General features: G+C 62.5%; 17 protein-coding genes and 3 pseudogenes. 4 read left to right on the forward strand and 16 right to left on the reverse strand.

Going from position 1 to position 20,441, the window contains the following annotated elements; genetic code table 11:
- Nucleotides 1-224, forward strand: a 224-nt coding sequence (locus C0Z16_RS19880) for a transposase (RefSeq protein WP_208638624.1), incomplete at its 5' end; no start/stop codon positions are given.
- A gap of 363 nt (nucleotides 225-587) precedes the next feature.
- Here the strand turns inward: C0Z16_RS19880 and C0Z16_RS19885 are convergent.
- Nucleotides 588-884 (reverse strand): annotated as a pseudogene (locus C0Z16_RS19885) (type II toxin-antitoxin system PemK/MazF family toxin); the annotation flags it as partial.
- Between the two features lie 381 nt (nucleotides 885-1,265).
- Between C0Z16_RS19885 and C0Z16_RS19890 the strand changes: the two are divergent.
- Nucleotides 1,266-1,415 (forward strand): DUF3563 family protein, encoded by a 150-nt coding sequence (locus tag C0Z16_RS19890; RefSeq protein WP_102633973.1) that lies wholly within the window; start codon nucleotides 1,266-1,268, stop codon nucleotides 1,413-1,415.
- Between the two features lie 86 nt (nucleotides 1,416-1,501).
- Nucleotides 1,502-2,099, forward strand: a pseudogene (locus C0Z16_RS38815) (alpha/beta fold hydrolase).
- Nucleotides 2,100-2,135: 36 nt separating this feature from the next.
- On the opposite strand, the gene C0Z16_RS19900 reads toward C0Z16_RS38815, so the two are convergent.
- The 10 genes from C0Z16_RS19900 to C0Z16_RS19950 form a co-directional block, all read right to left on the reverse strand.
- Nucleotides 2,136-3,365, reverse strand: a complete 1,230-nt coding sequence (locus C0Z16_RS19900) for an NAD(P)/FAD-dependent oxidoreductase (RefSeq protein WP_102633834.1) — start codon at nucleotides 3,363-3,365, stop codon at nucleotides 2,136-2,138.
- Between the two features lie 790 nt (nucleotides 3,366-4,155).
- Nucleotides 4,156-4,533 (reverse strand): BON domain-containing protein, encoded by a 378-nt coding sequence (locus C0Z16_RS19910; protein WP_102633836.1) that lies wholly within the window; start codon nucleotides 4,531-4,533, stop codon nucleotides 4,156-4,158.
- A gap of 30 nt (nucleotides 4,534-4,563) precedes the next feature.
- On the reverse strand, nucleotides 4,564-5,709 hold the full coding sequence (locus C0Z16_RS19915) for a porin (RefSeq protein ID WP_102633837.1): 1,146 nt from the start codon (nucleotides 5,707-5,709) through the stop codon (nucleotides 4,564-4,566).
- A 137-nt stretch (nucleotides 5,710-5,846) separates the two neighbouring features.
- Nucleotides 5,847-7,472: a 3-(methylthio)propionyl-CoA ligase gene (locus tag C0Z16_RS19920; protein WP_102633838.1), complete on the reverse strand. Its 1,626-nt coding sequence runs from the start codon at nucleotides 7,470-7,472 to the stop codon at nucleotides 5,847-5,849.
- A 50-nt stretch (nucleotides 7,473-7,522) separates the two neighbouring features.
- The gene (locus C0Z16_RS19925; protein WP_102633839.1) at nucleotides 7,523-7,879 is read right to left on the reverse strand and encodes a Rieske (2Fe-2S) protein; all 357 of its coding nucleotides are present in this window, start codon (nucleotides 7,877-7,879) and stop codon (nucleotides 7,523-7,525) included.
- 32 nt (nucleotides 7,880-7,911) lie between these two features.
- Nucleotides 7,912-8,478 (reverse strand): RBBP9/YdeN family alpha/beta hydrolase, encoded by a 567-nt coding sequence (locus C0Z16_RS19930; RefSeq protein WP_102633840.1) that lies wholly within the window; start codon nucleotides 8,476-8,478, stop codon nucleotides 7,912-7,914.
- Between the two features lie 18 nt (nucleotides 8,479-8,496).
- Nucleotides 8,497-9,345 (reverse strand): TauD/TfdA dioxygenase family protein, encoded by an 849-nt coding sequence (locus C0Z16_RS19935; protein WP_102633841.1) that lies wholly within the window; start codon nucleotides 9,343-9,345, stop codon nucleotides 8,497-8,499.
- Between the two features lie 10 nt (nucleotides 9,346-9,355).
- On the reverse strand, nucleotides 9,356-10,336 hold the full coding sequence (locus tag C0Z16_RS19940) for a quinone oxidoreductase family protein (protein ID WP_102633842.1): 981 nt from the start codon (nucleotides 10,334-10,336) through the stop codon (nucleotides 9,356-9,358).
- Between the two features lie 107 nt (nucleotides 10,337-10,443).
- The gene (locus tag C0Z16_RS19945) at nucleotides 10,444-11,766 is read right to left on the reverse strand and encodes an MFS transporter (RefSeq protein ID WP_102633843.1); all 1,323 of its coding nucleotides are present in this window, start codon (nucleotides 11,764-11,766) and stop codon (nucleotides 10,444-10,446) included.
- A 156-nt stretch (nucleotides 11,767-11,922) separates the two neighbouring features.
- Nucleotides 11,923-12,978: a BKACE family enzyme gene (locus C0Z16_RS19950; protein WP_102633844.1), complete on the reverse strand. Its 1,056-nt coding sequence runs from the start codon at nucleotides 12,976-12,978 to the stop codon at nucleotides 11,923-11,925.
- Between the two features lie 243 nt (nucleotides 12,979-13,221).
- Between C0Z16_RS19950 and C0Z16_RS19955 the strand changes: the two genes are divergently transcribed.
- Complete coding sequence (locus C0Z16_RS19955; RefSeq protein WP_102633845.1) at nucleotides 13,222-14,223, forward strand: AraC family transcriptional regulator; 1,002 nt, start codon at nucleotides 13,222-13,224, stop codon at nucleotides 14,221-14,223.
- 91 nt (nucleotides 14,224-14,314) lie between these two features.
- Here C0Z16_RS19955 and phaC read toward each other — a convergent pair whose 3' ends face one another.
- The 5 genes and pseudogenes from phaC to C0Z16_RS19980 all read right to left on the reverse strand — a co-directional run bounded on the left by phaC (nucleotide 14,315) and on the right by C0Z16_RS19980 (nucleotide 20,261).
- Nucleotides 14,315-16,057 carry a class I poly(R)-hydroxyalkanoic acid synthase gene (gene phaC, locus C0Z16_RS19960; RefSeq protein ID WP_175130631.1) on the reverse strand — a complete coding sequence of 581 codons (1,743 nt, stop codon included), beginning with the start codon at nucleotides 16,055-16,057 and terminating at the stop codon, nucleotides 14,315-14,317.
- Nucleotides 16,058-16,071: 14 nt separating this feature from the next.
- Nucleotides 16,072-16,542, reverse strand: coding sequence for a MaoC family dehydratase (locus tag C0Z16_RS19965; RefSeq protein WP_102633847.1), 471 nt, complete (start codon nucleotides 16,540-16,542; stop codon nucleotides 16,072-16,074).
- A gap of 82 nt (nucleotides 16,543-16,624) precedes the next feature.
- Nucleotides 16,625-17,140, reverse strand: a pseudogene (locus C0Z16_RS19970) (electron transfer flavoprotein subunit alpha/FixB family protein); the annotation flags it as partial.
- Between the two features lie 101 nt (nucleotides 17,141-17,241).
- Nucleotides 17,242-19,044, reverse strand: a complete 1,803-nt coding sequence (locus tag C0Z16_RS19975) for an acyl-CoA dehydrogenase (protein ID WP_102633848.1) — start codon at nucleotides 19,042-19,044, stop codon at nucleotides 17,242-17,244.
- Between the two features lie 212 nt (nucleotides 19,045-19,256).
- Complete coding sequence (locus C0Z16_RS19980; protein WP_102633849.1) at nucleotides 19,257-20,261, reverse strand: AraC family transcriptional regulator; 1,005 nt, start codon at nucleotides 20,259-20,261, stop codon at nucleotides 19,257-19,259.
- Nucleotides 20,262-20,441: the final 180 nt, after the last annotated feature.

A 20,441-nucleotide genomic window follows, 5' to 3' on the forward strand; every position in this document is an offset into this window, starting at 1 on the left:
TGGACCGCCTGGGCGGACACATCCAGATCGCGTTCCTGCCGCCGTACGCGCCGGACATGAACCCGGTCGAATACCTGTGGGCCTGGCTGAAGCGCCACGCACTGGCCAACTACTGCCCCAACGATCTCGGCGAACTGCACGCGAGCGCCCGCAACAAGCTCAAGAGCGCTCAAAAGCGGCCTTCGATCATTGCCGCTTGCTGGATGCAGGCTACGCTGTGGTGACGTCATGAATTATGGAAGTCTCAATAGTGACCGCGTTTTGAATCGATTGCATGACCATCAAATACGCTTGTTGACCGCCCCCGGTGGGACGACGAGGCAGTGCTACGACCAGTGCACGTCGAAGTGCTTTCGACGGAGAACGACCAGTACCACGGCGAATGTTTTCTGGAACTGACTAACGAGGGCTGGATCGTGAATCCTTCGGTGCGATAGCAGCCCACGCAGCGTTAATGCGCCGTGCGACTTCACCAGAAATGAAGCGAAGTGCCGACAACAAATTGAAGGTCGTGGCGGTGCGAATCGAGCCGCAGACCGAGCACAGGCTGCTGCTCGCGGAGACAACCGGCCGCAAGCGGTCCTTCTTTGCCAGATGTGCAGGTTGTCCGACATCGTTTTATCGGCAATTGCGCCTTCTTTCTTTACCAGGCGCACCTTGTCTACGGCCCGGATCAGGTCCAACAGGATCAACCCGTGCTTTCGTTTGAACGTCACTGGGATGCGGAAAGGCGCCGAGCGTCCCTTCGAGGTCATCGGTGCCACGATGACCGTTCGCAGGTGGTCGTGCATTTCAGACGGCGACACCACAACACAGGGCCGTGTCCTTTGAATTTCGCTTCCCAATGTCGGATCAAGCGCGACGAGCCAGACGTTGCCGCCGATAGATTCGGACCCCAGGTCAGATTCGATGGCGTCTTGGGCATTTCTTAATCTACGCGGATGACTGAAACTGGTCACCATCACGCAGCACTTGGCGGCCGATTCAGAAAAGTCCCTGCCACCATCAAAGCAGTCTTCCGGTGCCACTCACCAATGCAGAGTGTCTGGCCATAAGTGTCTTTCAGAATGAATGCGTTGGCGCGTACCCGACACTTCGTATGGGCCGATTGCGGGTAACTTCGACGAGAGCCGCACGGCGCAAGGCATCCGCAAAACTGGCGCGAAAGATGCAAAGTAATCGACTCGCGCGGATCCACCCAACGCTCCGGGAGTCCGCAGCATCACACGCCACTGGAGGACAGGATGTTGATATATCTGATTTCGATGGGTCATGTTTTATTCGCATACCTAAATGAGTGCGTCGGGATAGTCCTGAATCGTGCAGAGCACGGCCGGCGCGATGCATATCTCGCGTCTTGCGCCGATATCTGCGAACTCGAGCGGCGCATGCGCGCGATCGAAAGTGACGCCTGATGCACATCTATCGAACTCGGACAAACGATACGGAATTCCGACATGCCGAGCTTGACTTCCAACAATGAGCGCACAGCTGTCATCGCTTGCATTGCTCCGGGGCTGGCGCAAATCAATGGCGTGCGCTCGATGAATTGCTCGATAGGCGCTATGCACTGATTGCGCCTGAGCATTACAGCTGCGACAGCGTCGGACCGTGGAGCGGTGAGCGCGCGTTCACACTGGCGGACGAAGCAGCGCGCACGGTCGAAATAATCGAACAGCAGCGCAGCAAGATACTCTCGTCGGCCATTCGTATGGCGGCGGCGTCGCTTTGCGCGCGGCGCTCGAACGACCGCATGGCGTGGCGAGCATCACGGTGTACGAGCCTTCGGCATTCCATCTGCTCAAAGGGATGGGAACACGCGGCGATTTCCGAGCACTGATTCACGAGCCGACGCCCCCGAGCGCCTACGCGAAACTTCGCATTCCGACGCTCGTCACGCGCGGCGAGCACGCGCCGGCGCCGACGCGTCTAATCGCGGAGACCTTGCCCTCGCTGATGCCGGCCGCGAAGCTGCTTGTTGTGCCCCGAGCAGGGCACATGGGACCGCTCACACGCATGCGCAGGCCGTCAATGCGGCGATCGCGCGGCATATCGGCGAGTGGGACGAGACCGCGGTCCGACGCGCTGCGGGTTTATAGCATGTGTTACCGTCTCGCGGCGGACCGGTGGCCGTGTCACCCGTTGATCGGCGGCGGCGCCTGCACAATCGGAGCCGCCGCGCTGAAAAGATCGGCGCGGTTGCCTGTGCGGGGCGGATAGATCCGCTCCGTGTTGATGACGCGTTTGACGTTTTTCGCTTGCTGCCCCTGTGCCGCGAGCCTGCGCTCCCAGCCTTCGGTGTAGACCGCGCCCCAGGGGCCGAGGTCCAGAATCGTCGTGTACCAGTCGATGTCGAGCGGCAGCATCGGCAGACCAAGCAAATCGCAGACGACGTTGTGTCCCGCGAAACGCCCCATCGGCCTGCTGTGCTGGCAGGACATGACGGACTCGTGCCTGCCGTCTTCGAACAGCGCACGCGCCACGTCGCCGGCTGCGAAGACGTCGGGGACACCTTCTACGCGCAGGGTTTTGTCGACCGGCACCCGCCCAAGCGCATCGCGCTCGACGGGAATGCAGCGTGTCAACGGACTGGCATGCATGCCGCCACACCAGATAATCGTCGATGCGTCGATGCGCTTGCCGCCCGCGAGCGTCATCCCCATGTCGTCGATCTGCTCGATCTCAACGCTGGTCATCATCTCGATGCCCAGTTGCGTCAATGCCTGCTCGATGACCGGTTGTGCGCCGCCCATCGCCATCGCGATCCGCGGCGCACGCTCGATTAGCATGACGCGAACCTCGCGCTCACGCAGGCGCTCACCGCTAGCTGCCAGGAAGTCGCGCACACGGTGCGGCAACTCGGAGGCGACCTCCACGCCCGTGAGGCCTGAGCCGATAACGACGAAGGTCAGGCTTCCAGCACCGTGTGAATGCACCATTGCGAGGAGCCGTCGTTCGAGGCGTTCGGCGCCTTCGTATGTATCGACGTTGAACGCATGGTCCGCGAGCCCCCGAATCGGCGCATCGGCAAGGCGGCTTCCCGATGCCAGCACGAGCTTGTCGAAAGTTAGCGGCGTGGTGCGTCCGCGGACGCTCACCGTGACCTGTTTGCCGGCGACATCGATGTCCGTTGCGGCGCCCTGGATCCATTGCACGCCGACGGGGCCTAGCACATCGCTCAACGGTACGAGCGTCGCCGCGAGATCCGCTTCGTAGTTGCGCACCCGGATGCTGTGGTGCGCGTGAGGGTTGACCATGACGACTTCAACCTGATTGCTCGCACCTTGCTCATCGAGCTTGCGGGCCGCGCCGATGGCGCTCCACAACCCCGCAAAGCCACCGCCGATCACGACGATTCGTTTCATGGCCGCTCCTGACCAGAGATGTTTGCGCGGCCGATTTGCCCGATGAGCGGCGCCGCAACGCGGATGAGATGAGCAAAACGCAACTCGCCACGAAGCAAGATATGAAGGCGGGGGCAGCCCGATGATCGTGTGAACCTATCGCAGTTGATATGGTAGGACATCGAAAGGGAAACGCGAAGATTGCTGAACGGTAACCACTGTCGGCGAGTCGGTGGACATGCGATCCGTGCTTCTCGCGGTTTTCGAATCGTGGACTCGCCATAGCTTGTTTAATTTGAGTCTGCGGATCTACCAACGGCGTTGCAGTCACTGTGACCGCTACGTTTTCCGATTCCGGCAATAGCCCGGCAAATGCAGCAATTCCCGTCGCGCATATCGCAACGAATGCGATAGCGCCAATGACGACGATTGCGTTGTTGCACGTTCGTTTCGATTCAACTTAGTACTACAGCCGTAGATACGGCAGAGGCACGCCACCGCGTCGTCGGTAATGACATTGGTGGGCGCGGTATTGACGTCGACGCCGCCTCAATGAAACGGTAAAAAAACTCCGAAATCCGCAGTGCACCTGCCTCACCCACGGATTACATCCCATGCGGCTCCCCAGCGAATGCGGCCACACGTATCTGACTCCATCGCAACGCTGCGCGGGCGAATTGTGGCTCACATCTCCAGGCGACTTCAGAGATGTCCGTATCGCTGCCTTAGTCCACGTGTTTTATGACAAAGTAGTACGAGGGATTGTTATATTGGACTCCTCGCGCCTGATCCCCCGATGCGTGAACTCTTTTTACATCCCGCCGAACGGCGTTTGCACCGTGAGCTTGTTGGTCACCGAAGTCACCTCAGGAACACCCTTCACGATCTCCGCGATCTGATTGATCTGGGAAGCGTCGGTGACTGTGCCGCTCAGCGTCACCGCGCCGCCTTTAGCGACGACGCTTATATTGCCGGCGCTGATCTCCTTGTGCTTGCCAATCGCGGCATATACCTGCCGACGCAGCGCGCGATTGGTTTGCCTCGAGCTGACGGGGGCGGCTGCGCTAGCTGACATCGCGGGTGCGCCCGAAGGTGCACTAGCCGTCTTGCCCGACTGCGGCCATGCGTTGCTCGACGCGGCCAGAATCAATATGGCAATCGCCAACGCGCGTGCCCGAATGCTTTTCATCGAATACTCCAGTTGTTATAGGTGACGTAATCAGAAGGTATGGCGGATGCCGACCATGGCCGCCGTGGTGGACACGCCAGGCGCGACCGGGGCGCCATAGACGACGGTCTGGTTCATGGTCCCCCTGTTGTTGACATAACCCACCTGCGCGTAAGCCTTGGTGCGCTGGGACAGGTTGTATTCCGCGCCTACCGCGAATTCACCGGAATGGTTCGCCGAGTTGTTCTTGTCTTTCAGATAGTAGTACCCGGACGTGATCTTGAAACGCGGATTGAACTGGTAGCCAAGGCCCCCCGAGATCATTTCGAAGTCCGCGGTGTTGTTATGGGCGGGGTTTTTGCCGGCGCCGTACGAGGCCGACACCGAAAATCCGGCGATGGTGTACATCGCACCGAAATAGTAGAAACGGTTGTTCGCAAGCCCGGTCGCAGGGATAGCGGGCGCCGCCGGGTAGGTGATCGGGTACGGGTTGGTATCATGGCCGTTGTAGTACACCGCGGACAGATTCAGACCGTAGTTCGAATACTTGAGCACGGCCGACTCGCGCGTGCCGCCCTGGAAATGACCGGCGACGCCGCCCGGCGCGTACTCGAGCGCGAGCGACGCGCCATGGAATTTCGGCGAGTTGTAGACGAGCGCGTTGCTGTCGTACAGCGCGCCGATCGGCGCGTTTGTGCTCGTGCCTGGCCAGCCGGCCGCCTGATTGATGCCCAGCCACGCGGTTAGAATACTGCCGAAATACTGCGCGCCGCGGACGTCGGTTTCCGCCATCGCGTAGATCATCGGAATGATCTGCCGGCCGGCGTCGAAGGTACCGAACGGCCCCGATGCGCCGACCGTCGCGAACTGGTTGAAGATCGCCGTGACGCCCGGCGTGTCGGATAGACCGAACTTGCCGTTCGTGGTGTTGAATGCCCCCTGCAGCTTGAAGTTGATCTTGTATCCGCCGCCGATGTCTTCGCTTCCCTTCACACCCCAGAAGCTCGAATAGATACCGCCGTCCTTCAGCTGATAAATTTTGCCCGTGTTCGGCGCGTGCGGCAGAAAGGTAGCCGCCGATGTGCTCTGATACAGCAGCCCCGTATCGACTACGCCATAAAGCGTCACTGACGACTGCGCATGAGCTGCGGTGGCAAAAATGGCCAACACGATAGCGCTGATTGACTTCAACTTCATTGTGTCTCCTTCGCGTCCGGCGGTGGCGCCAAAGCCGATGCTGCGGTCGCTTCGAATGATTGGTGGTTTTGTGTGCGCCGGGCGTACCAGGTCGCGTTGCTGCGTGAATCGAACTGCGTTGCTGCGAGGGCCGCGCGTCAGGGCAGGTAGTAGTTGCCGAACTGATCGCGTAACTGGTTCTTCAAGACCTTGCCTGTTGCGCCGATAGGCACCGTGTCGACGAACACCACTGCATCGGGAGTCCACCAGCGTGCGACCCGGCCGTTGAAGAAGGACAGCAGTTCGTCGCTGGCCAGCTCGCTGCCCGGCTTTTTCACGACCAGCAGCAGCGGCCGTTCGTCCCACTTCGGATGCCGTGCGGCGATACACACTGCAGTCGAGACTTCCGGATGCAGATAAGCGACGTTTTCGATCGCCGCCGAACTGATCCATTCACCGCCCGACTTGATCACGTCCTTGCTGCGATCGGTGATCTGCATGAAGCCGTGCCGGTCGATCGTCGCGATGTCGCCGGTCGGAAACCAGCCGTCGCACAATGGCGACTCGACGTCGGCGCCGAAGTACTGCTGCGTAACCCAGTGACCGCGCACCTGCAGATCGCCGGCGCTCTCGCCGTCCCACGGAAATTCATTACCGTGGGCGTCGACGATCCGCATGTCGATGCCGAACAGCGCGCGTCCCTGCTTCGCCTGGATCTTGTACTGATCGTCCATCGGCAGCGACTGCTGATGTGCCTTGAAGCTGCAGACCGTGCCGATCGGGCTCAATTCGGTCATGCCCCACGCGTGCAGTACCTCCACCCGATGGCGCTTCTGGAACGCCTCGGTCATCGCGGTCGGACACGGCGCGCCGCCAATCACCGTGCGTCGCATCGACGAGAAGGTCCCGCCCATTGCATCGACATGCGTGAGCAGTCCCTGCCACACGGTCGGCACGCCGGCCGACAGCGTCACGTGTTCCGTTTCGATCAGTTCATGGAGCGACTTGCCGTCGAGCGCCGGCCCCGGAAACACCAGCTTCGCGCCGACCATGCAGGCGATGTAGGGCAGTCCCCAAGCGTTCACATGGAACATTGGCACGACCGGCAGGATTACGTCGCGCGCGGAACAGTTCAGCGAATCGGGCAGCGCCGCCGCGTAGGTGTGCAACACGGTGGAACGATGGCTATACAGCACGCCCTTCGGATTGCCGGTGGTGCCCGACGTATAGCACAGCGACGACGCGCTGTTTTCATCGAGCAGCGGCCATTCGAAAACGTCGTCGTGCAATTCGAGCAGACCTTCGTAGCACATCAGCATGCCGCTCAAGTCGTTCGATTGCGGCATGTGCGCGCGATCGGTCATCGCCACGAACACTTTCGGGCTCTTCACCCGGGGCGCGACGCTCTCGATCAGCGGCAGAAAGGTCAGGTCGAAGAACACGACACGATCTTCCGCATGCTCGATGATGTACGCGAGCTGGTCGACGTGCAGTCGTGGGTTCAGCGTATGCAGCACGGACCCGGAGCCCGACACCGCGAAATAGAGTTCCATGTGGCGATAGCCGTTCCACGCGAGCGTCGCGACGCGCTCGCCGTGGCCGACGCCGAGGGTCGACAGCGCTTTGGCCAAACGGCGCGCGCGCTGCGCGAGGTGCCGGTACGAACAACGATGGATGTCTCCTTCCACGCGTCGCGAGACGATTTCCTGTTCGCCGTGATGGCGCTCCGCGTGCGTGAGCAGCGCGGAAACCAGCAGCGACTGCTGCATCATCAAGCCTTGCATCTTTCCGTCTCCTGATTGGTTGTGGCGTCGCGCGTCTGGCCTACCCGGCCTTACGTTGCCGCGCTGCCGGCTCGCGCTTGCGAAGGCGCCGCGTTCGGCGCGTCGAGAGTCACCAACACCTTTGAATCCACTATTTCGACCGGGAAGATCGTCACGCTCAATCCGCCTGTTCCCGCCATGCAGCCCGTGCGCAGGTTGAAGCGCAGGCCGTGCGCCGGACAGCGCAACATGCAGCCTTCCAGCTGGCCGCCCGACAGCGCGGCCCCGTTGTGCGGACATGTGTTGTCGATGGCGTGAAGCGTGCCTTCGATGTTGAACAGCACGATGCTGTGGCCATCGATGAAGGCCAGCTTGCGCTGGCCCGGCGCCAGCTCGCCGGCAACACCCACCACGATTCGACGCGACATCCAGGACTCCTTCTGATCCGACGCGGGCCGCGTCACATCAATACCAGGCGGCGAATCAACGTCTCCGACATCGGCCATTCGCCAAAGCCCGAAGCAGGGTTGAGGTGCCCCACTTCGCCGAGATCGACGAGGCGGCTGCCCCAATCCTGCGCCATCTCCTGCACCCGCTCGAATCGCGCGAGCGGATCGTTGCGGCTCGCGCCGACGATGCTCGGAAACGGCAGCGGCTTGCGTGGAATCGGCAGCCAGCCGTTCTGCTCGAGCGCATCCAGCTCCGGATAGCCCGCCGGCATCGGCGTCTCGAGGTCCGCGGGCGCCGCGAGCAGCGCACCGTGAATCTCGCGCTTGTGCCGCGCCGCCCAATGCACAGTGATCATCACGCCAGCGCTATGCGCGACCAGAATGACCGGGCCGTCGATTCGCGCGAGCGAGGCATCGAGCGCCGCGACGCGTGCCGCGCAACTGAGCTTGTCGTGCTCGAGCGGCGGCACCGACAGCGCTTTCGGCAGCCGTTGCTGCAGCACGGTTTGCCAATGCTCCGCGACGTGGTCGCGCAGACCCGGGACCATCAGAATGGTCGGTTTCAATTCGTAGTTCATGAGCAGCTATCGGCTAGTTCAGTACGGCTTGTCGCCGACGATGCCGGCGCGTTCCATCTTGCGATGGCACGGCGGGTAGTCCATCACCGCATAGTGCTGCGTGCTGCGGTTGTCCCAGATCGCGATGCTGTTCTTCTGCCAGCGCCAGCGCACCTGGTACTCGGGGATGTACGCCTGGCTGATCAGATAGCGCAGCAGATCGCCCGCGCCCGGATTCGCGTCCTGCCCGAAACGCACTCGCTCCGGCGTGTGAAAGTTCGTGAAATGGCTCGTGAAAGCGCTCACGAACAGCACCTTTTCCTCCGTTTCCGGATGCGTGCGCACGACCGGGTGCTCCGCGTCCGGAAATTGCGCCTTCAGCGCGAGACGCTTTTCGATCGGCATCGCGGCACCGAAGCTCGCCTCGATGCTGTGGCGCGCGCGCAGGTCCGCGACCTGAGCCTTCACGTACGCTGGCAGATTCTCGTAGGCGAGGACCATGTTCGCCCACATCGTGTCGCCGCCGACGGGCGGACACTCGACGCAGCGCAGCACGGCACCGAACTGCGGCGCTTCGCGCCAGGTGGCGTCGGCATGCCACGCGTTTTCGTAACGGTCGTTGGGCTGATCCGGGGTCTTGTAGATACGCACGAGGCCCGGATTTTCCGGATCGCTGCCCGCGACCGGATGGTCTTCCAGTTCGCCGAAGCGGCGCGCGAACGCCACGTGTTCGGCACGCGTGATGTCCTGGTCACGCAGGAACAACACCCGGTGCTTCAGCAGCGCCGAGCGGATCTGGGCAAACAGGCCATCGTCGTAGATGACGTGGGCGAGATTCACCCCTATCAGTTCGGCGCCGATCGAGTACGTCAGTTGTTCCACTCGCATGGCTAACTCCTTAGATGACGAAGATCGACGAACCCGTCGTCTTGCGCGATTCCAGATCACGATGGGCTTGCGCCGCATCTTCGAGCGCATAGCGCTGATTCAACTCGATCTTGATGCGTCCCGAGGCGATGAGCCCGAAGATTTCGTCGGCAAGCTCGTCCTTCTCGGCCGGGTCGGCGATGTAGTCAGCCAGAGCCGGGCGGGTCAGATAGAGCGAGCCTTTCATAGCCAGCAGTTGCGGATTGAACGGCGGGATCGGGCCGGAGGCCGTGCCGACGCAAACCAGCAGACCGCGGCGCTTCAGCGAATCGAGCGAAGCCTCGAAGGTGTCTTTTCCGACGCTGTCGAACACGACGTTCACGCCGACGCCATCGGTGAGTTCGCGCACGCGCTTGGCGACGTCTTCGTGGCTGTAGTTGATGATGTGGTCGCAGCCGTGGGCGCGGGCCACCTCGCCCTTGGCCTCGTTCGAAACCGTGCCGATCACCGTCAGACCCAGCAGCTTCGCCCATTGCGAAACGATCAGGCCGACACCGCCGGCGGCGGCATGCAGAAGGATCGTGTCGCCTGCCTTGAAGTCGTGAATCCGGCGCATCAAATACGCGGAGGTCAACCCGCGCATGGTCATGCCCGCAGCCGTTTCGCAGTCGATCGCATCGGGCAGCCGGATCAGCGGCGCGGCCGGAATCAGGCGTTCGGTGCTGTACGCGCCGAGTGTGTTGAGGAAGCCCGTGTAAGTCACACGATCGCCCACCGCGACGTTCCGGACGTCCGTGCCAACGGCCTCGACCACGCCTGCGGCCTCCACGCCCATCCCCGCGGGCAGCGGGACCGGATACAGGCCGCTGCGAAAGTAAGTGTCGGCAAAATTGAGGCCCACTGCCTGATGGCGCAGGCGAACCTGACTGGGACCGGGGTTGCCCACTTCGACGTCCTCGTAGCGCAGCACATCGGGACCACCGGTTTCATGAAAGCGAACTGCCTTTGCCATGTCGACTCTCCAATTCTTTACTTGATCTGCAATTTGCAGAATTCGTTGCGCCGGCGGCGCAGTTACAGGTTCCGTGCTACGCGCTGTCCGCGCGGCACCATGCGATGTCAGCGTGCGGCCTGCTCGCGCAGCGCGTTCAGCCGATCCAGATCGCCCGAGTAGTTCCGTTTGCCGACCATGAATGCGGCGGCCGCGACGAGCGGTGCGAACGGCACCAGCTGCAACGCGCCCAGCAGTCCGATGCGATCGGCGATGATCCCCGTGAGAACAGCCGCTGGTGCGAGGCCCAGCAGGTTGTTCGCGAGCGTCAGGGTCGCAAACGCCGAGGCATGAATTGTCGGCGGCGTGAGGTTCGCCACCATCGCACCCGACGGGCCGCTCGCACCGGCGCAGAAGAACATGCCGGCGCCGATCACGACGAGCTGCCACGGCCCCGCGGGCATTCGCAAGCCAATCGCGAGCAGAACGAAACAGGCGAGGCAGAAGGCGATCGCGGCGCTCCACTTGCGTTCCCGCAAGTTCTTGCTGAGCCGGTCGGCGAGGTTTCCGCACACCACCATGCCCACCCCGGTCACCAGCACGAACACCGCCGCGCACATCGCAGCCTTGCCGGTGGCCATGCCGTAGTAGCGATTCAGGAAGCTCGGCATCCATGCCCACACAGCGGCGGGAACCAGCAGATGGAGGCCGCTGCCCACATAGGCGCATACCACGGACTTCGTCGAAAACAACCCCTTCATCAGCGCGCGCAGGCTCATGCATACGCCGCGCGATTGCGCCTGCCTCGTCACGCTCGCCGGCTGCAGCGGCGCAAGACGCTTTTCAGTGACGACGAGGCGGTAGATCACGACCAGCACGACCCCCATCGCCGCCATGGCGCCAAATGCCGAACGCCAGCCGAGGTGAGCCGCCACCGCGCCGCCGAGCGCCATGCCCAGCACCGAGCCGAACGCGCCGCCCGCCATGAAGGTGCCGGTCAGCGTGGAGCGCAGCCGGACCGGAAAGATGCTCAGAACAACTGCGATACCGACACTGCCATAGGCCGCTTCGCCGACTCCGACAAAGGCACGCGCCAGCAGCAACTGCCCATAGTTCGCCGAGATCGCGCAGCCCACCGTCGCGAGACTCCACATCGCCGCCATCAGCACGATGCTCTTCACGCGGCCCCAGCGGTCGGCCAGAACCGACAGCGGGAACGTGAGCACACCGACCATGAGCGCGACCACGCTGCTGAGCGAACCCAGCTGCGCATCGGACAGATGCCATGCCGCCTTGAGCGGCGCAAACACGGCATTCAACACTTGCCGCGACATATAGTCGGAAAGCAGCAATCCGACCGTCAACGCAAACACGACCCACGCATAAGCGCGCACGTCCGTCTGAGCTGCCGAAACTTCGCCCGTCGTGGGCCCTGCATGCTGAACGAGCATATTTAGTCTCCTTCCACGCTGACTCCCTGGCGACCGCCTTTCCCGCCTGGGCCGACGAGCTGTTATGGATTCAGCTATCTGCTCCCCGATGTGCACCGGGAGCGTTAGCCATGAAGCCCGGCCTCGGCCAATGCGCCGGCCCGGGGCTCCTGGCGATCACGCCGCGCGAAGCGGCAGGTTCCTGACACCGGCTCGACGGTTCGGCGCCATACCGTTGGCGACCAGCGTCTCTTCGACCGTCTCGTATTGCACACCGATACGATAGATCTCGCGCGCTTCTTTGCCTGTGGCAATTTCGCGCCCCAGTTCGTGGGCGACGCGCACGCACTGCTCGATCTGCTGCACCGACGTGAAGCGCTTGCCGTGCTGATCGACGATCGTGTCCTCGATGCCGCAGCGCGGATGCAGGCCCATCGACATCGCCATCATGTTGAACGGCAGCACGTTCTTCAGCAGCGACTCGGCGGTGAGCGTGCAGCCGTCCGGTGCACGATGCACGAAGTTGAAGAAGTTGAATGGATTGGGGCCGTCGAAGCCGCCACCGATACCGATCCAGGTCAGGTTCAGCGGGCCCTTGTAGATACCCTTGCGCACCAGGCGCTCGAGCGTTTCGAGCGCGTGAATGCCGGTGAGCTGGAAGTGCGGCTGGATGCCCGAAGCCTGCAGGCGGCGCAGGTGTTCCTCCACCCATGCGGGACCGGCCGGAACCGTCATTTCACTATAGGCGGCCATGAACCCGGGGTTGGAAAGTGAGGTACCTGCCAGATACTCCGGATAAAGCAACTCCATGATGTTCATTTGCGTGGTGTTGATCGCGACCGTCACCTGATCGGGCTTCGGATCCAGATCGGCCAGCATATGACGCGTGTCGTCGGACAGCCACTTCGCGGCTTGTCCGTCATCTTCCGGCGCAAACGAAATCGAGCCACCGACCTGAATGATCATGTCGGGCACTGCCGCGCGCACGCCCGCGATCAGTTCATTGAACTTCGACAGGCGCTTCGAGCCCTTGCCGTCCAGTTCGCGCACGTGCAGGTGCAATACCGCGGCGCCGGCGTTGTAGCAATCGACGGCCTTCTGGATCTGCTCGTCCATCGTCACGGGGATGTCTTCAGGGAAGTCCTCCGGCATCCATTCCGGGCCGTAAGGGGCGGTGGTGATGACTACCTTGTCCTGATTTTCAGGGTGCAACGAATCGTCAAGAAATTGCATTTGATTGCCTCCATCCAGTTTTGAAGTGACGGTGTTCCGCTAGCGCGAGGTCGCATGAAAATTTGCTGGAACACTTCTAACGACATGTGCCCACGATACGGCAATCACGCGCTACACTTTTGTGATCGGACGCCATCCTTTTAGCGATTCGTGCCACTGCGCGTTAACACCAATACGTGCGCGAAGCAAATTGTTTAACGACTAGAAAAATACTCAGCGTATGGATCGTCCGGAGAAACTACGATGGAAACGATGGTGACGTCGGTAGCCATGAGCGGTTATTTTGAAGTGACGCGACGGCTTGGACTCAATCCGGTTGCGCTCGCGAAACAGGCCGGCATCGACGCGGGCGCGCTCGCGAATCCGGACGATCGCGTATCGGCCACCGCCTGTTGCCGGCTACTGGAAATGACGGCCGAAAAGGCGTCGTGCCCGACCCTCGCGCTGCAAATGGCGGAAACGCGGCAGACCTTCGGTAGCGGCGTGATCAATGTCCTGCTCGCGCACAAGCGCACGCTACGCGAAGTGTTGCTGGCGGCGGCCGAATACCGCCATCTGCTCAACGAAGCGCTGGCCGTGTACGTCGAGGACGCGGACAATACGGTCACCATTCGGGAGGAACTCGTCGTCGAACGGGGTACTCCGACAAGACAGGCAATTGAACTCGCGCTCGGTGTCCTCGCGCGGCACTCCGGTGCCCTGCTCGGCAAGTTCTGGAAACCGCGCGAGGTCCACTTCACGCATCCGGCGCCCGCAGACCTGACGTTTCATCGACGATTCTTCGGCTGTCCGCTAGTGTTCGGCAGCGACTTCAACGGGTTCGTCTGCGCGAGCGCCAATCTCGACTACCCGAATCCGCTGGCCGACCCCGAACTCGTGCGCTACGCGGAGAGCCTCGCCTCTCCGCTGAACGCGAGCGCCGCGGAATCGGCCGCGCTGGAAGTGCGCAAGGCGATCTACCTGCTGCTGCCGCTCGAGCAGGCGAACACCGAGCTGGTTGCCCGTTATTTGCATCTGAGCGTGCGCACCATGCAACGGCAGTTGAGTTCGGCCGGCACCAGCTTTTCGGATCAGGTCGAAGAAGTCCGCGGCGAACTCGCCGTGCGCTACATGAGCAATTCCACCTATCCGATCGGACGGGTCTCGGCGCTTCTCGGCTACGCGCAACAGGGATCGTTCACGAACTGGTTCGTGTCGCGCTTCCACATGACCCCCCGCGACTGGCGCGCGAACCATGCGAAGTAATGGAGCGGTGGAAGAAACGACGAAAAAAAACGGAGGGTGATGCGCTTAACATTCCCTCCGTTGTTGCTGCGCCCGCTATCGCGATGCGGGGTCACTCGGCGCGAAGCCTCACATATCGGCCCGGTGCGCTCTCGATTGCCTTGTACTTCCTATTGCCGAGCTTCGTGCGCGCCTCGACCTGCTCGCCGGAATGCTGCTTGACCCAGTCGATCCAGTGATTCCACCAGCTGCCGCGCTGCTGAACCGACGTTGCGAGCCACTCGTCGGCGTTCTCGCCGGAGGTACCGTTGGTTCGATAGCTGCGCTTGTTCTTCGACGCCGGATTGATCACACCCGCGATATGGCCGCTTGCCCCCAGCACGAACTCGGTTTGACCGCCCAGTAGTTGCGTCGACTGATAGGCGGATCGCCACGGCACGATGTGATCTTCCTCGGCAGCCATCAGATAGCCTGGAATATCGATGTTGCCGAGATCCACCGGCGTGTCGCAGAACCTCAGTTTGTTCGGCACGCGCAGACTGTTTTCGAGGTACATGTTGCGCAGATAGAAGCTGTACATCGGGCCGGGCAGATTGGTCGTGTCCGCGTTCCAGTACAGCAGGTCGAACGCGGCCGGGGTTTTGCCTTTCAGGTAATTGTTCACGACATACGGCCAGATCAGATCGTTGGCACGCAGCGACTGGAATGCGAAGCCGAGTTCGCGTCCGGGATAGAGCCCCCCGCCACCGATCGTATGCTCGCGCATCGCCACGCCCTGCTCGTCGATGAACACGCCGAGATCGCCCGGGTCGGTGAAGTCGAGCAACGCGGTCAGTAGCGTCAGGCTGGCCACGGAGTCGTCGCCGTTCGCACGCATGACCGCCAGCGCCGACGACAGCATCGTGCCGCCCACGCACCAGCCCAATGGATTGACCTGGTCGGCCCGGCAAATCGCACGCGCGACGCTGATCGCCTGCATCACGCCGGCCTCGAGGTAGGCGTCCCACGTGGTCTGCGCCATGTCCTGCTGCGGGTTACGCCAGGAGACGACGAACACCGTCAGGCCCTGCTCGCAGGCGAAGCGCACGAAGGAATTCTCGGGCTGCAGATCCAGGATGTAGAACTTGTTGATGCACGGAGGAACGATCACGAGCGGCCGCGCGGCGACCTTCGGTGTCAGCGGCTCGTACTGGATCAGCTGAAACAGATCGTTTTCATAGACCACCGCGCCACTGGACGTGGCGACGCTGCGGCCCACTTCGAACGCGCTTTGATCGGTGATCGAAATCGAACCGCTGCCCAGATCGTCGAACAGATGCGTGGCGCCCGCGAGCAGGCTCGTTCCGCCCGATTCCACCGCCGCCCGGATGACTTCGGGATTCGTCGCGACGAAATTCGCGGGGCTGGCAAAGTCGACGAACTGGCGCATGAAAAAGCGCAGCTTGTGCTTGCCTTTTTCGTCGAGCGCGCTCGCATCGACGAACTCCGCGAGCGCCCGGGCGTTGATCAGATAGCTCTGTTTCAGAAGGCTGTACCAGCCGTTGCTGGACCACTCGTCGGCGTGAAAGCGCCGGTCTCCCGGCTCGGGCTGGGCGACCGCCTTCAACTCCGTGCGGCCGCCAATCAATCCGGCGACGGCGTCGCTCCACAGTTGCGCCTGCTGTTGCAGATAGTGGGCGCTCGTGTGGGTCACGGCGCCTGGCGCAAACGGCCCGTTGAAATCGAAAGTCCGAGCCTCGGTGTCGGGCACCGTCGTAGCGGATTCATCCTTGAGCGGCGAAAAACGCCATAAATCGAGGCCGGCATTGACCCAACCCGTGGACAACTCGTGTGGCATGCTGAAGGGCATTCTCATGGCGGGGCTCGCTATCATGCTTTGCTGACGGCGCAAGCCGCGTCCGCGACGACACGGTCGCGGCAGGTTGTCGGCATGACCACGGCGTCGCCTTCGATCACCACCTTGCCGCCGACCGTGCAAACGGTGGACAGCACCACGCGGCGCTTGTCGTGAATCAGTTCCTTGACGGTAACTTCAGCTTGCACGGTGTCGCCGGGTCGAACCGGCGCCTTAAAGCGCAGATTCTGGCCGAGGTAGATCGTGCCCGGGCCCGGCAGCCGCCCCGCGATCGCCGCGGAGATGATGCTAGCGGTCAACATGCCGTGAGCGATGCGCCCCTTAAAGGGTGTGGTTTGCGCAAACTGCTCGTTGATGTGAACCGCGTTGAAGTCTCCCGACGCGCCCGCGAAGAGCAGAATGTCCGCCTCCGTGATGGTCTTGGCGAACTGGGCACTCATGCCCGGTCGCAGGTCTTCGAAATCGTATCCGTTAAGCTCATTCATGATTATTCCGCTTGCTGGGCGCGCATTTGCCCTCTTCTGACGCAAACTGCGCGTTGTGCCGGACGCTAACCGCTGGATGCGTTTAGCCGAGCGCCTGCTCGAGTTCCGGCACAAGGGTGAACAGATCGCCAACCAGGCCGTAATCGGCCACACTGAAAATCGGCGCTTCGGGATCCTTGTTGATCGCGACGATCACCTTGCTGTCCTTCATGCCCGCGAGATGCTGGATCGCGCCCGAGATACCGACCGCCACATACAGTTGCGGCGCGACGATGTTGCCGGTCTGGCCGACCTGGTAGTCGTTCGGTACAAAGCCTGCATCGACGGCTGCGCGCGATGCGCCCAGCGCCGCGTTCAGTTTGTCGGCCAGCGGCTCAAGAACCTTCGTGTAGTTTTCGCCATTGCCGAGACCCCGGCCGCCCGGCACGATGATCTTCGCCGACGTCAGTTCCGGACGGTCGAGCTTCGTCACTTCACGGTTGACGAACTGCGAGATGCCCGAGTCTGCGGCAGCTTCGATCTTCTCCACCGATGCGCTGCCGCCTTCCGCTGCAACGGCATCAAAACCGGTCGTGCGCACCGTGATGACCTTGATCGTTTCCATCGGCTTTTTCTTCGCCTTCATGATGTTCGGCAGCGTCACGTAACGCGGCTCGTTCAGGCGCAGATCGGTCGTCACCACGGCGGGCAGTGTCAGCATCAGAACTGGTCTTCGCGCAGCGCCAGCGCGCCTTCGCCATCGCGAGCACCGCGAACCGCCGCTTCCAGCGCGATTGCACGAGGCAGCACCTGCGTCGCGTAGCTATGCGCGGTCGCGATCTTCGCGTCATGGAAGGCCGGATCTTCGTCGCGCTTGTCGGCCGCCAGCACGAGCGACCGGGCGAGTTGCCAACCCGCGAGTACGATACCCGCGAGCATCAGATAGCACACACTGCCGGCGCACGCCGCATTGGGATCGCTTTTGGCGTTCTCGACGACGAAGCGCACCGCGCTGTACAACGCCTCGCGGCCGGCGGACAGATGACGATGCATCGCCTGAAAAGCCGCGCTCGAACCATACGAGGGGTGCGCTTGCACCGCGACCAGGGCCGCGTCGATCTGCGCGAGCAGCATCCCGGCCACCTCGCCGTTGTCGCGCATGGTCTTGCGGCCGACGAGGTCGTTGGCCTGGATCGCCGTCGTTCCTTCGTAGATCGGCAGAATGCGCGCATCGCGGTAGTACTGCGCCGCGCCGGTTTCCTCGATGAAGCCCATGCCGCCGTGCACCTGCACGCCGAGACTCGTCACCTCCAGCGACATCTCCGTGCTCCAGCCCTTCACGATCGGCACCAGGTATTCGTAGATCGCCTGATGATTCGCACGCGTCGCGCCGTCCGGATGACGATGCGCGAGATCGCAGTGCGACGCCGACACATAGGCCAGAGCGCGTGCGCCTTCGGTCAGCGCGCGCATCGTCGAGAGCATGCGCCGCACGTCGGGATGCTGGATGATCGCGACCGGCTGCTTCGCGGAGCCATCCACGGGACGGCTCTGCACGCGCTCCTTCGCGTACGCGACGGCCTGCTGGTACGCGCGGTCCGAGATCGCCACGCCCTGTACTCCCACGGCGAAGCGCGCGGCGTTCATCATGACGAACATGTACTCCAGACCGCGGTTCTCCTCGCCGACGAGCTGCCCGATAGCGCCGCCGTGATCGCCGAACTGCAGCACGGCGGTCGGGCTCGCCTTGATGCCGAGCTTGTGTTCGATCGATACGCAGTGCGCGTCGTTGCGCTCGCCGAGCGAACCGTCTTTGTTGACGAGGAACTTCGGCACGACGAACAGCGAAATGCCTTTCACGCCTTCAGGCGCGGCCGGCGTGCGTGCGAGCACCAGATGCACGATGTTTTCCGTCATGTCGTGCTCGCCCCAGGTGATGAAAATCTTCGTGCCGAAGATCCGGTACGAGCCGTCGCCCTGCGGCTCGGCGCGGGTGCGCACGAGCGAGAGGTCGGAGCCGGCTTGCGGCTCGGTCAGATTCATCGTGCCGGTCCATTCGCCGGAGATCATTTTCGGCACGTAGCGCTGCTTCAGCTCCTCGCTACCCGCCGTTAGCAGCGCTTCGATCGCGCCGTCGGTCAGGAGCGGGCACAGCCCCAGCGACAGGTTGGCGGCGTTGAGCATTTCGATGCAGGGCGTCGACAGCAGCTTGGGCAGATCCTGACCGCCGTATTCGGACGGATGTTGCAAACCCTGCCAGCCGCCTTCGCTGAACTGGCGAAACGCGTCCTTGAAACCGGCCGTGGCGGTCACCACGCCGTCCTTCCAGGTGCTCGGGCTGCGGTCGCCGTCGACGTTCAGCGGCGCGAGCACGTCTTCGTGCAGCCGCGCGGCCTCTTCGAGCACCGCACGAGCGGTGTTGGCGGTTGCGTCCTCGTAGCCGGGCAAGGCCGCCAGTTGGTCGATTCCGGCCAGATCCGTGAGTGCAAACAACATTTCCTTGAGAGGCGCGACGTAGCTCATTACCATTCTTCCGATCAGACAGGCCGTAGGGAAAGTCACCCGTCCTGGCACCGATGTGGTCGGGTAACGTATGGCTGAATCGTAGCGTCGGACAGGCCCTGCCCGGTTGTCCAAACCGGACGATCTATTGACATCTTTGGCCATGTCGGGGAGAGCAAGCGCCCCGTGGGAACTGCGTCAGCGGGTGTTGCCGACGCATCGATATGACGCGATCAGCCAGCCCGGCGATAGGCCGCCGGGGTGCTGCCGGTCCAGTGACGGAACGCTCTGTGGAATGCGGTGGGGTCGCCGAAGCCGACGTCGCCCGCGATGATGGCGATGGGCTCTTGCGTGCCCGTCAGGCGCTGAATCGCTATATCGCGGCGCAATTCGTCCTTGAGCGCCTGGAACGCCGTGCCCTCGGCGGCAAGATGACGGCACAGCGTTCTGACCGAGCAGTGCAGACCTTCCGCCGCCTCTTCGATAGACGGGACGTCGGGCAGCCGGGACGCAAGATGTTGCCGCACGCGATGACTGAACAGCTGCTCGTTGAACGAAACGAAGATCCAGTCTTCCGGCGCGCGAGCGAGAAACCCGCGCAGGTTCGCCTTGCGCTGACGCACGGGCAGGTCGAAATAGCTACTGCTGAACTGCATCGAGGTCTGAGCGCAGTCGAACTTCGCCGGTCCGGGAAACAGATAAAGATACTCGAGCGCGTGAGCGGGACGCGGAAAGGCGAACTGCACCTGCAACAACGCAATCCGCTGACCGATCAGCCAGGACGCGATCCCATGCGCGAGCTTCAGCACCAGTTCCTGGCCCAGCGCGCCGAGTTGCGCTCCGGTGCTTCCCGGACGCAGCGCCAGGCTCGCGACGAGGTCGCCGCGGCGCGACTCGAAGCGGAAGTCGTCCAGCACGAGATGGAAGAACTGGCCAAACCGGTGCATCGCGGTTTCGAGATTTGGCGCATCCAGCAGGCTCAGGCAGAGAAACTTGAGCGCGCCGCTGCGCAGCGGGCGCGAGAAAACGCCGGGCATCTCATCGTCGAGTTCGATCGCGAGCGAGCGGTAAAGCGCGGAGAACTGTTCCTCGGTGACGCGCGCTCCAGGTTGGTCCAGAAGCGCGCGCGGGATGTGCGCGGCCGACAGATGCCGGTCGACGATATCTGGCCGCGTTCCGACGCTGCCCAGGAACCCATTGACGAGCGAGATCGGTACGGTTGCGCCAGGAGCTTGCATGAGAGGGTTCCGCGAGGCGAAGACGCATCAGCATAGCGCCTCCCGCCGCATCGTGGCGAGGGTTCAGCGAATCGCTACGCGAGTGCCGCGTTCGGAGCCCCGTGGTTCCGGTAGCTTGCCGCCTATTGCGCCGATGCGTGCGAGCAGACATGGCACGTAGCCGTTCTGAATCTTCAGGAT

Origin of the sequence: Paraburkholderia rhynchosiae, assembly GCF_002879865.1 — a bacterium.
GTDB classification, from domain to species: Bacteria; Pseudomonadota; Gammaproteobacteria; order Burkholderiales; family Burkholderiaceae; genus Paraburkholderia; species Paraburkholderia rhynchosiae.